At 74.1% G+C, this 11,997-nt stretch carries 9 protein-coding genes and 1 pseudogene; 2 read left to right on the forward strand and 8 right to left on the reverse strand.

All coding sequences use genetic code 11. The features are described 5' to 3' along the window. Positions 1–108 precede the first annotated feature (108 nt). The 7 genes from DQ392_RS07430 to DQ392_RS07460 form a co-directional block, all read right to left on the reverse strand. Complete coding sequence (locus DQ392_RS07430; protein WP_114014694.1) at positions 109–1,287, reverse strand: GNAT family N-acetyltransferase; 1,179 nt, start codon at positions 1,285–1,287, stop codon at positions 109–111. After that, on the reverse strand, positions 1,287–2,453 hold the full coding sequence (locus DQ392_RS07435) for a DegT/DnrJ/EryC1/StrS family aminotransferase (RefSeq protein WP_245981239.1): 1,167 nt from the start codon (positions 2,451–2,453) through the stop codon (positions 1,287–1,289). The genes DQ392_RS07430 and DQ392_RS07435 overlap by 1 nt, the downstream gene beginning before the upstream one ends. A gap of 2 nt (positions 2,454–2,455) precedes the next feature. Next, a complete protein-coding gene (locus DQ392_RS07440) occupies positions 2,456–2,962 on the reverse strand; it encodes a cupin domain-containing protein (RefSeq protein WP_114014695.1) in 507 nt (168 codons plus the stop codon). Between the two features lie 70 nt (positions 2,963–3,032). After that, positions 3,033–3,959 carry a hypothetical protein gene (locus DQ392_RS07445; protein WP_114014696.1) on the reverse strand — a complete coding sequence of 309 codons (927 nt, stop codon included), beginning with the start codon at positions 3,957–3,959 and terminating at the stop codon, positions 3,033–3,035. Then, complete coding sequence (locus DQ392_RS07450) at positions 3,956–5,167, reverse strand: class II D-tagatose-bisphosphate aldolase non-catalytic subunit (RefSeq protein WP_114014697.1); 1,212 nt, start codon at positions 5,165–5,167, stop codon at positions 3,956–3,958. Before DQ392_RS07450 ends, DQ392_RS07445 begins: the two co-directional genes overlap by 4 nt. A gap of 132 nt (positions 5,168–5,299) precedes the next feature. Then, positions 5,300–6,505: a glycosyltransferase family 2 protein gene (locus tag DQ392_RS07455; RefSeq protein ID WP_114014698.1), complete on the reverse strand. Its 1,206-nt coding sequence runs from the start codon at positions 6,503–6,505 to the stop codon at positions 5,300–5,302. A 334-nt stretch (positions 6,506–6,839) separates the two neighbouring features. Continuing rightward, complete coding sequence (locus tag DQ392_RS07460; protein ID WP_114014699.1) at positions 6,840–7,520, reverse strand: helix-turn-helix transcriptional regulator; 681 nt, start codon at positions 7,518–7,520, stop codon at positions 6,840–6,842. 477 nt (positions 7,521–7,997) lie between these two features. Here DQ392_RS07460 and DQ392_RS07465 point away from each other — a divergent pair. Beyond that, positions 7,998–9,150 (forward strand): annotated as a pseudogene (locus DQ392_RS07465) (CaiB/BaiF CoA transferase family protein). Positions 9,151–9,295: 145 nt separating this feature from the next. After that, positions 9,296–11,068 carry a hypothetical protein gene (locus tag DQ392_RS07470; protein WP_114014700.1) on the forward strand — a complete coding sequence of 591 codons (1,773 nt, stop codon included), beginning with the start codon at positions 9,296–9,298 and terminating at the stop codon, positions 11,066–11,068. Between the two features lie 193 nt (positions 11,069–11,261). On the opposite strand, the gene DQ392_RS07475 is transcribed toward DQ392_RS07470, so the two are convergent. Continuing rightward, the gene (locus DQ392_RS07475; RefSeq protein ID WP_114014701.1) at positions 11,262–11,762 is read right to left on the reverse strand and encodes an anthrone oxygenase family protein; all 501 of its coding nucleotides are present in this window, start codon (positions 11,760–11,762) and stop codon (positions 11,262–11,264) included. Positions 11,763–11,997 lie beyond the last annotated feature (235 nt).

Below are 11,997 nucleotides of genomic sequence, written 5' to 3' on the forward strand. Positions count from 1 at the left end.
GGGGTCCGGCGCGTCATACGGTCTTCTCCCTCGGACGCATGCGTCGGTCCTCCTCGAGTCGCTGCCGGGGTGGAGCTCCGGTTCGTGGGCGGCCGGTCGCGGCCGGTGTCAGAAGCTGTCCGGGAGCCACGGCGTGGGTCCTGCGGCCAGCGCGTCGAGCAGGGCGAGGTCGCGTGCGTGCCCCTCCGCGAGGCCCAGCCGGGCGGCGTGCCGCAGCGTCAGGGCCCCCGCGTACCAGGCGGCCAGCGTGCTCGCGGGCAGGCGCACGGTGCGCGCCGAGGGGCGGCCCGCCGTGTGGCCGCCGCGCTGGGCGTGCAGCAGCCCCTCCTCGAACGTCAGCGCGTAGCAGGCGCTCTTGCCCTCGGGGGAGACGACCTCGAGACCGACGCCCCCGCTCGGGTGCGGGTCCCAGCCGCGGGCCTCGAGCGCGCGCCGTACGTCGAGCAGCGTCACCACCCACGGATAGCGCCCCTCTTCGCGCACCGCGTACTGGTCGAGCACCCATTGCAGGGGGCCGGGGCGCGGCAGGACGGAGCGGCGGAAGCGGATCTCGCGTACCTGGGGGGAGCGGGCGGCGACCGCGGCGAGCAAGGCGGGCAGCGCGGCCAGTCCTTCGTGCCAGAAGTCGTGCACGACGGCGGTGACGCCCCAGGGGCTGCACGGTTCGACGGTGACGGTCGCGTACCCGGCGAGGTCGTTGCCGCGGGTGACGCCGAGTGTCAGCGCCCCCTCGGTGACGCGCCGCTTCCAGCCGTGCCACCAGGCGGGGCGGTGGAGGGGGCCGTTCCAGTCGGCGGCGAGCCGCTCGCGCAGCCGGGCGCAGGCGGCCTCGTCGGGTACCAAGACCGTGAAACCTTCCGGTTCCGGGGGGAGTTCGGCCGGGTGGAGCACGTACTCCGAGGCGACGGCGGCCGACTCCCAGCCCCAGCGGCGGTAGACACCGGGTGCGGGGGTCCAGGCGGCGGCGAGGTGCGCGCCGTGTTCGTGGCGGAGCCGGTCGGTGCCCTCTTCGGTGAGGCGGCGGGCGAGTCCGGCGCCGCGCTCCCACGGGGCGACGGCGAGCCAGGCCACGCCGCCGGAGGGTACGGGGCGTCCGCCGAAGTGCTGAGCGAACGGCAGGAAGAGTCCGCCGCCGAGCACCTGGGATCCGCGCACCGCGACCACGCCGGTGCCGTGGGCGAGCAGGGTGGGATGGTCGTAGGGCGTCTTGCCGAAGGCCTGCCGGGCCAGTGCGAGGTAGCCCTCGGTCTCGGTGGCGTCGGCGGCCGTGCCCACTCGGGTCTCCATCAGGGCGCCCCCGTGGTGAAGAACCCGGCGACCGTGTCGCACACGTGCCCGATCTCGGCGGCGTCGAGGTCGGGCCGGATGGGCAGGCACAGGGTCTGCCGGGACAGTTCGCCGGCGACCGGGCAGTCGTGGCGCCGGGCGGCGGGCACCTCGAGCGCCGGCTGGCGCGGCAGCGGTACGGGGTAGCGGACGACGGCGTCCACGCCGGAGGCGGTCAGATGGTCCAGCAGCCCGTCGCGCACCGCTTCGGTCTCGGTGCGCACCTGGAAGAGGTGGTAGACGTGCTCCCCCTCCTCCCCCGGCTGCTGGAAGCGCAGGGGGAAGGGCGCGAGCCGTTCGCGGTAGGTGGCGGCGACGGCGGCGCGGCGGGCGTTCCAGGCGTCCAGCCGGTCGAGCTTGTGCAACAGGACGAGCGCCTGGAGGGTGTCGAGCCGCGAGTTGTAGCCCAGGAGGCGGTGGTCGTTCTGGCGCGGCTGGCCGAAGTGCCGCAGCAGGCGCAGCCGTTCGGCCAGCTCGTCGTCCTGGACACTGACGGCTCCGGCGTCCCCGGCGGCGGCGAGGTTCTTGGAGGGGGCGAAGCTCCAGCAGCCGGCCGCCGAGGCCGTGCCGACGCGGACGCCGTGGCTGCGTGCGCCGATGGCCTGTGCGCAGTCCTCGACGAGGGCGACCCCGGCGTCGCGGGCGATGCGTGCGGCGCGCGGCACGTCGGCCGCCTTGCCGAACATGTGGACGAGGATCACGGCGCGGGTGCGCTCGGTGAACGCCTCGGGCAGCCGGTCCAGGTCCATCAGGAAGTCGTCGTCACGGCAGTCGACGTACACGGGCGTGGCCCCGCGTCTGGCGATGGCCTGGGCTGTGGCGTGGAAGGAGTTGGCCACGGTGACCACCTCGTCGCCGGGGCCGACGCCGAGCGCGTCCAGGGTGAGGATCAGCGCGTCGGTACCGGAGTTGACGCCGACGGTGTGCGCGGCGCCCAGGTAGCCGGCAAGACGCTGCTCGAACTCGGCCACCTCCTCCCCCAGCACGTAGCCGCCGCGCAGCAGCAGCTCCCCGATCCGCGCCAGCAACTCCTCCTTGGCGCCCTCGAACTGCGCGGGATAGTGGTACTTGGGCACGTGCCGGAAGGTGGGGGCGTGCCGGTGTCCTGAAACGGTGGAGCCGCCCACGCTCAGTGCTCCTCCGCTATCCGGCCGTCGCCACGCCCGTAGTCGTCCTCCAGACGCACGTTGTCCGAACCGTCGTCGTAGGTGGACACCTCCACCAGCACGATGTCGGTGACGCCCTCCACGCGGTGTACGGCACCCGGGTCGACGTGGGCGAGTGTCCCGGCGGGCATGGGCAGCCGCAGCGTCTCGCCCTCGCGCGTGGCGCGGTAGTGCATCACCGCCTCGCCCTCCAGGATGAAGTAGCTCTCCCTCTTGTGCTCGTGGTACTGGAGGGAGGTGCGGTGGCCCGCCCTGATCCGGATGAACTTGAACCCGTAGGGACCGTCCGGCTCCTCCTCGTGCAGCCAGCGCTCCTGACCCCACAGCTTGACGACCTTCTTGGTGTCGGCGAACTCGATGACCCGGACGCCGGGCGCCACCTCGCGGGGCGTGCGGGAGGGGTGCGCGTCGGTGTCGTTTGCCGGCTCGCTGATGGCGGTGAAGACGGCGTCGGTCGCGGGGCTGCCCATGGGCGGTCCTTCCGTGGCGGTTTTCCCGGCTGGTTTCCGAGGCGGTTGTCCCGGCCGGTTTCCGGGATGGCTAGCGTGCGGAGATGTGCAGGGGTGCCTGGCGCCCGTGGTCGTGGACGACGGGGAAAAAGACCTCGGGCGGCCAGGTGAGCAGGTGCCAGACGGCGCCCGCGACCGAGCGGTTGTACGGCCAGACGGCGGGCTCCGTCATGCCCCAGCGCGCGAAGGCGGTCAGCAGTACGGGGTCGGCCGGCACCCACGCGCCGTCCAGGTCGAACTCCACCCAGTGGTGCAAAGTGGTGAACGGCGGCGCCACCAGCAGCCCGGCCCCGTGCCTGGCCCTGATACCGCGCCGCTCGGCCTCCCGCAGCAGGAGCCGGGTGGGGATGAGGCAGTTGGCCAGGCGGGTGGCGCGCGAAAAGCCCTCGTCCTCGATGACGCCGTCCGGCAGCACGTACAGCTCCCAGTCGGCGACGAGGGAGAGCAACTCGGAGCGGTCCGCGTCGAACACGTGGGTGTCGGAGGGCAGTCGCGCTTGCACGGTGAACGCCCCCGGCGAGGTCTCGCGCAGGCTGCCGGGCTCGCCGTGGCGCTCCAGCCCCGGCACCGGCGTGAACGCGCAGGCGCCCTGGTGGCGCCGGCCTGCGCACTCGGCGGTCAGCTGGAGCTCGTACCGGTGCGGCTGGCCGTTGCGGGCGGCGGCGTCCATGGCCGACGCCTTGCGCGTGAGCGCGCTGAAGTAGGGCGAAGGCAGCTGTAGATAGGTGCTGATGTTGTGCAGGTCGGTGCGCTCGAAACGCCGCGAACCGCCCTGGTCGCGGTGCGGGAGTCCGTGGTCGAGGAGGGCTTGGAGGAGGTCGGGCCCGATGGCCCAGAACTCCTCGGCGAAGGCGGCGTCCTTGGCGAAGGTGCGGTGCGCGTCGGGGACCCGCAGGATCCGGTCGACGGCCTGCCTGAGCGTTTCGGGCGCGAACACGTCGGCCACGGGCGCGCTCACCGCCGCGCCCCCGCGGCTCCGGCCGCCCCCGCGTCCCCCGCCGCGCCGGCGGCCACGGACCGCCCCGGTACCATCGCCGTCCCGGCGGTCCGCGGCACCGCGGCCACGGCGTGCAGCGCGGCCTCGATGCGCTCGCTCACCGCCTCGCGCAGCACCGTCTCCAGCGGCGGCCTGCCCCTGCGCGCGAGAGCGCGGGCGGCCTCGTCGCGGATGCGCAGTCCTTCCGGGGTGCCGAAGACGTAGTGCCCCGCGATGACGGCGCGCTCGACGTCCGTGGCGTCGGTCGCCTCGAGCATCCACTTGCGCCACTTGCCGCTGTCGTGGGCGAGCCGCAGGAAGTCCTCCTTCGCCGCGCCCAGTTCCATCTCCTCCAGAACACGCAGCAGGGCGCGGGTCTCCGTGACGCCGTACTCCGGCGCGACGTTGAACGCGTCCACGCCGGCCCGCAACAGCGAGGCGGTCTCCTCGGTGGTGAGGTAGTCGCAGTTGTGCGCCTTGAGCCGCACGCCCTCCTGGTGGCAGATGGCGGCCAGCGTGGAGACCTGACGCAGCGTCTCGGCGCGCGCCTGCGGGTCGTGGAAGCGCCCCACGTTGCGCAGTTCGGCGACCTTGGTGCCCGTCTGCGCCACGACATAGCGGGGCAGGGGGGCGCCCGCCGCCTCCACGCCCTCCAGGACGAGGCGGAGCGCCGCCTTGAACTCGTCGGGGTCGTTGGTGGAGACGTCCTGCGGCTCGAAGCCGATCTCGTACGCCACCTGACTGCCGCGCGCGGTGGCCTCCGCGTGGCAGCGCGCGTACAGCTCCACCAGCCGGGCGGCGGCCGTCCGCGCGGAGACGGGACCCGTGCCAGGGCGCCCCTCGGAGGTGTCGATGTGCAGCAGCCCGAACCCGGCGTCCAGGTCGGCGGTGAACGAGCGGAGGCAGGAGTCGAGCGCCTCGTCCGGGTCGGCCAGCCGCGCCTCGGCCGTGTGCATCCAGGGGCCGCCGTGGTCCCGGCACAGCATCGTCAGTCCGTGCGGGTCGCGGGCGCGTACGTAGGCGGCGAACTCCTCGGTCGTCCAGCCCAGATAGCCGCCGCCGAACTCGGCCGCGTCCACCTGGCGGCGGCTGGGGATGAGCATGAGCGGCGTGCGGGTGCGCCGGGCGACGGCGAGAGCCGCGTCGACGGTCGTGCGAGAGACCGGGCCGATGCCGACCACTGGTTCCATGGATGTCTTCCCCTGTTCGTGGGGGCCCTGATCGCGGGGGCCGAAGTTCCTGGGAGGTTGTGCGGCGCGCGGGCGGCCGGGCTGGGGGACGGGCCACGCGGACCGGCTGGGCGGCATGTGGCGCGCGGGCGGCTACCCGGAGCGGAACGCGCTCAGGTCGCCGATGCGGGAGTCGGGTGGCCAGGTGCACCAGGGGAACGCCTCGTAGGCCGTGGCCCCCGCGCCCTCGGCGTCGAACCAGTCGGTGGCGCGCGCGTGGTGCAGGTGCACCATGCGGTCGGGATGGCGGTCGAGCCCGCCGTGCAGGTCGGCGCGCCATGCGAAGTCGTTGTCCGCGCCGCCCCACCCGGCGGTGAACCGCTCGTCGTAGCCGCCGATCCGGGTGAAAAGGCTCTCCCGCAGCCACACGCAGGCCCCGGGCGTACGGCGCAGGAAGACGCCCCGCAGCGCGTCCCTGTCCACGGTGGGCCGCCCCTGCGCACACCGCTCGCCGACGGCCTGGTGGCTGGAGCCCTCGTCCAGGTACAGCATGTCCACGAACGGCCAGTGCGCCTGGGTGCCCGGCGTACGGAACCGTTGGACGGCGCGCTCGATAAAGCCGCGGTCGACGAGGATGTCCGCCTCCAGCACACAGACCAGCTCCGCGGGACGGGCCCCGTGCACGACGCCCGCGTTCAGCGTCCACGCGTAGTTGAACGGGCCGGGGTTCTCGGCGAAGAGGTAGGTGTCGCACCAGGGCGCGTACACGCTCTCCCAGCGGGGCTCGCTGTCCGCCTCCACCACGACGACGCGGTACCGGTCGCGGGGGTGGCTCTGGTCGTTGAGCGCGTGCAGCACGGCCGCCAGGTTGCGGGTACGGTCGCTGTCGCCCCCGCGCTCCCTGAACGGGATCACCACGGCCGCGTCGACCGGCCCCCGGGGGGCGGCCGGTGGCCGTGAGGTGCGCAGGATCTCGCGCGCGTCGGGGGTGGCGAGCCGGGCGGGCCGCTCGCTGCCGGTCTGCATGCGCAGCCGCGAGCGGCACTCCGCCTCCCACACCAGTTCCGCCAACCGCGCGATCTCGGGCGCGTCCGCGCGGCGCCGGAACCTGTCGGCCAGCGACACGGTCAGACCGCGGCACGCGGCGACGTCACCGGGGTCCTTGCCGACCGTACGGGCCAGCGTGCGCAGGTCCGCGTCGGGCAGGGCGAGGACCGCGTCGGCGACCGCCTGGTGCGCCTCGCGCGACCATACCCAGAAGCCGGGGGCGGCGGACTGGGCGAACAGGTCGGCGACGAGGGCGACGCTGCTGACCGCGGCGTCCGCGAGGGTCGCCGGGTCCTGGTGCCTCCAGCTCATCTGACGGTCCTCTCGGCAGGGGCTGGGCTCATCGTGGGCCCGGCCGCGCGGCCGCTGACAGCCCCGGATGGCCGCCCGCATCGAGCTGTGCGGATGGGGGTAGCCGTTCGGCTAGGGGTTGTCCTGCGGCTCTTGCTCCGTTGCGGGGGGCGCCGCTGCGCAGGGGGCACCGCTGTCCGCGGTGTGCGGGCCGCGGCCGGGTGGTGGCTCGTGGCGCCGTTCCCCGCGCCTCTGGTGCGCGTCCACAACTCCGCTGCACCGCTGGGGCATCCCCCGGCCCCCCGTCGCTCCCCCGCCGGATCGGCCGGTGGCCCGTGCGCGGGGCCTGGCGGTGTCAGTCGATGAGGCCGAGTTTGATGGCGGTGACGACCGCCGCGGTGCGGTTGGCGGCGCCGAGCTTCAGCAGGACGCTGCTGACCAGGCGCTTGACGCCGTGCTCCGAGATCCGCAGCCGGCGGGCGATCTGCTTGTTGCTCAGGCCCGCGACGAGCAGGTCGAGCACCTGGTGTTCGCGGGCGGTCAGCCGCACGGTGCGGGCCGGCAACAGGTGTGCCGACTCCCCCGCATGGCTCAGCAGGCGGCGCCCCAGACGCAGCGGCATCGGCATCTCGTCGGCGGCGAGCTGCCGCAGCGCGCGGTCGAGCGCCGCGGCGGTCAGCTCCTCGCGCAGCAGGTAGCCGTCGGCGGGGAGGCGGGCGAGCGCGCCGTGGGACTCGGCGTCTGCGGGGTCCAGTACGACGAGGGTGCGCAGCCCCGGCTGGGTGTGGCGCAGCCGCCCCGCTGTGGTGTGCCCGGAGTTGGAACTGGAGAGGATCAGCACGTGGAACCTGTGCTCGGCCAGCGCCCGGTCGAGCGCTTCGGTGTGGCCGAACTCCTCGGCGCGCTCGACACATCCGAGCCCGGGGAGCATCGCCTGGAGCCCCAGGCGCAGGAGTTCGGCTTCGACGTGTACGGCGACGGCCAGCCGGACCTCGGTGCGCTCGTCGGTGCCCGGCGTTGCCTGCGTCTCGGTCATGCGGCTCACCCAATCCCCGTGGAGGCCCACCTCCGCCGTCGCGGGTGTGGTCCGGCCCTGTTTGCCGCGAGCGATGATCTCGCAGACTCCCGCCCCAGGGAAGCGAGTTGACCGAGTGATGGCCGAGGCACGAGGTGTCCGCCGCGCCGCCCGGGGAGAGCCCCGCGCGTCACCTCGCCGATCGCCCCGTTGCGCCTCTCCTGTCACGCTCCTAGCATCCGTGGCGGCCCCTCGTGCGGGTCGGCGGCCTCGCGGGCCGTACGTGCGAACACTCGGAACAGCCGGAACCGGAACCGGAAGCGGAACCGGCACAGGACCGGCACCGGCACCGGCAGGCGAAGGGCGGGCAGCCGCGTCGTGGACTTCCAGCTCGGCGGGGACGAGGAAGCGGCACGGAGGTCCGGCGGGCCCGGGGCGCTGGCCGGGCTGCGGGTGCTGGACCTCTCGCGGGTGCTGGCGGGCCCGCTGTGCACGCAGATGCTGGCCGACCACGGCGCCGAGGTCGTCAAGGCCGAGCCGCCCGGTGGCGACGAGACCCGCGGCTGGGGACCGCCATTCGTCGATGGGGCGGCCGAGGGGGCGGAGGCAGTCGAGGGGGCGGCCCGCACCAGCGCCTACTACCAGAACCTCAACCGCAACAAGCGCAACATCGTCCTCGACCTCTCGTGCGACGAGGGGCGAGCGCTCCTCGGGCGGCTGCTGCGGTCCACCGACGTACTGGTGGAGAACTTCAAGGCGGGCACCCTGGCCGACTGGGGCTACCCGGACGAGCGGTTGCGGGCCCGCTTCCCGGCGCTCGTGCACTGCCGGGTCACCGGCTTCGGCACACACGGGCCGATGGGCGGACTGCCCGGATACGACGCGGTGCTCCAGGCGTACGGCGGGCTGATGAGCGTCAACGGCGAGGCGGGCGGCGACCCGCTGCGGGTCGGCGTGCCCGTGGTGGACATGGTCACCGGCGTCCTCGCCTTCTCCGGTGTGCTGCTCGCCCTGCACGAGCGCAACAGCTCGGGCCTCGGGCAGCTGGTGGACTGCGCCTTGCTGGACACCGCCGTCGGCCTGCTGCATCCGCACTCGGCCACCTGGCTCGCGGACGGCCGGGTGCGGCCGCGCCGGTTCCGCTCATCCGACGATCGCACCGTACGACTCCTTCGAGGCGGCCGACGGGCCGCTCTTCGTCGGCGTGGGCAACGACCGGCAGTTCGCCGCGCTCGCCCGGCTGCTGGACGATCCCGAACTGGCCCGCGACCCGCGCTTCGCCTCCAACCCCGACCGGGTGCGCAACACGGCGGCGCTGCGCGCCCTGCTGGCACCCCGGTTCGCCCGGTGGCACCGCGCGGAGCTGGCGGCCAAGCTCCTGGACGAGGGCGTCCCCGCCTCCCCCGTGCACGACGTGGCCGAGGCGCTCACCTCCCCACAGGTGCGGCACCGGGGCCTGGTCGTCGAGCACGGCGACTACCGCGGCATCGCCACCCCCGTCTCGCTCACCCGCACCCCTGTCCAGAGGCCCTCGGCGCCCCGCCCGCCCGGCGCGGACACCGTGGAAGTCCTGCGCGGGGCCGGGCTGGAGGAGGACGAGATCGCCGCCGCGGTGGCCTCCAGGGCCGTGCGGACGGCGCCGGAGGAGTGAAAGCGCCGTTGCCGACCGGCCCGTGGACGGATCACGCACCGCACTGGGTAAGACGCAGGAAGGACACCGTACTCACCCAACACGGCCGTACCGGGCAGCGCGGCCCACCGCGGCGGCGCCCGGCACCGGCAGATCGGGGCGTGACATGACGGCACCACCACCTGCCTCCGCACCGCGACCCGCGACCGCACCACCACCCGCGTCCCCCTCGATCCCCTCCCCCACGCGCGAGCCCGCGGCCCCGGACGCCGGAACGCGGCGCGCCGCCCCGGAAGCCGGAAAGGAGCGCGCCGGAACGGGGCGCGCGGCACCGGGCGCGCCCTACACCGACCCGACCCTCGGCATCCCGGTGTCCACCTCGTGGCGCGGCGAGCCCCGCAACCGGCTGGTGGCCCTCGGCGACTCCCTCACCGAGGGGTTCCAGAGCTGCGCCGTCTTCCGCACCGACCTGTCCTACCCGGCGATCATCGCCCACGAGCTGGGCTGGTCCGCGCACTTCCGCCACCCCAGCTACGAGGGCTGCGGCGGGCTCCCGCTCAACCTGGAGTTGCTGCTGCGCGACCTGGAGGAGCACTGCGGCAAGGACCTCGACTGGTGGGACACGCCCGCGGCCCTCTTCCGGGCGCGCCGGTTCATGGACAAGGTGGAGGACTACTGGGAGCGCGGCGCCGGCTGCGCTCCGGCCACGACCACGGCCGTCAACCACAACCTGGCGGTCTTCGGCTGGGATTTGCGGGACGCGCTGGACAAGTCGGCCGACGTGTGCCGGAAGATGATCGGCGCCCCACGCGACGACCTGGTGCGGCAGATGGTCGGCAACCCCGGGGAGCGTGCCGCGCTGCGCGCCCTGCCCACCCGCCCGCCCGCCGCGGGAGCGCTCACTCAGGTGGGCGCCGCGCGGCTGCTGGGCGAGCAGACGGGCGAGCGCCAGGACGAGCGAGCGGACGGCGAAGGCTCCGGCGAGGACACGCGGGAGGGGCGAGGCGGACGGGACCCCGACCCCGACCACGGGATCGAGACCCTCATCGTCTTCCTCGGGGCCAACAACGCCCTCTCCTCGGTCATCGAACTCGACGTCACCTGGAGCGGCCCCGGCTACGACGACCTGCGCGAGAAGGGCAAGTACACGGTCTGGCGGCCCGAGCACTTCGCCTCCGAGCTGCGGCAGCTCGCGGACGAGATCGGGCAGATCCGCGCACGGCACGTCATCTGGTGCGCCGTACCGCACGTGACGATCGCGCCCATCGCGCGGGGCGTGCACGGGAAGGCGGAGCCGGGCTCGCGCTACTTCCCGTACTACACGCGGCCCTGGATCGGTGACAGCGACTTCGACGTGCGGCGCGACCCGCATCTGACGGGCGAGCAGGCACGCGACGTGGACGCGGCGATCGACCAGTACAACGACGCGATGGCCGACGTCGTGCGGGCGGCACGCCGGGCTGGGCGCGACTGGTATCTGCTCGATACGGCCGGTCTGCTGGACCGGCTGGCGTGCCGCCGCTACTTCGAGGACGAGGCGGCGCGGCCCGACTGGTGGTCACCGTATCCGCTGCCCCGCGAGCTGCGGGCGCTCGATCCGGTACCCAACTCGCGGTTCCTGCTCAGCGACGGTGAGCGGCGCAGCGACGGCGGGCTCTTCTCGCTGGACGGCGTGCACCCCACGACCGTGGCCTACGGGATTCTCGCCCAGGAACTGATGGGGGTGATGCGTACCGCAGGCGTGGAGTTCCGCACCCCGTACGGGGGCGATCCCCGGCCCGACCCGGTGCGGGTGGACTTCCAGCGCCTGGTGCGCCGGGACACGCTCATCAACCGCCCGCCCGCCAACGTCACCTCGGGCCTCCAGATCATCGGCTGGGCCGACGAGGCGCTGGACGTGCTGGGCCGCGCCCTGTGGTTCGGCCGCAAGGGGAAGTAGCCGCCGGTAGCGGAAGCTGCGGCACCGGGGCGCACCCACCGGCCGGGCGGTGCACACCTCCGGCCGGGCGGTGCACGCCTCCGGCCGGGCGGTGCACGCCCGCCGTCCGGGACGAGCGCGCCACCGGCCGGGCGGGCCACCCGGCGCCGCGGGGGCCCGGCGCGTGCGGCCGCCCGGAAACCGGAGGACGGGCTCAGCTTCCGTTCCCGTGCCGGACCAGCGCCCACGCCAGGCAGCCGAAGGCGGCCGTGTTGCAGACGGTCCGCACGACGTTCCAGCGGTTCCACGCGCCCTCGAACCGCTCCCGCAGCCCGGCCAGCCGCTCAGGGTCCCTGGGCAGGCCGCCGGCGTCCAGCGCGTCGTTGAGCGGGACGTTGAACCCCATGGTGATCACGAGAACGGCGAGGTACAGCACGGCCGCCACCGCGATCCACGGCAGCGTGCCCGTGCTGCCGCCGCCCCACAGCCGCAGCGCTCCCGCGGTGAGGATCAGCGCGAGCGACCCGACGAACACCAGCAGGAACCAGCCGTTCAGGATGGCGGCGTTGATCCGCTGCATGCCCTCCACGAACGTCCGGTCCGCGGCCCGCCGCAGCCCCGGCATGACGGCGACGGCGAAGCCGTAGTAGAGGCCCGCGCTCACCCCGGTGAGCAGGACGGCCCCCACGAGTGAGACCCCTTGCAGCGCCCGCACGCCCTTCCCCTCTCTCTGCGCCCACGTCCTGGTGCCCCGCACAGGGAAGGTGCGGGTACGGCTCCAGCCAACCGGACGGAGCCGCGCGGTCCCATGGCCCGTGCGCTCAGGAGAATGTGCGGGCGTCTGCACCGCCACGCGTGGGACCAGTCAGGAAAAAGCGGGACATGACCGGCGTGCCGCACGGGTTCGACAGTCGGATTTTGTCAAGGTCACTCTGCTTCATCCCGGGAGG

Origin of the sequence: Streptomyces reniochalinae (assembly GCF_003323735.1) — a bacterium.
Lineage (GTDB): Bacteria > Actinomycetota > Actinomycetes > Streptomycetales > Streptomycetaceae > Streptomyces > Streptomyces reniochalinae.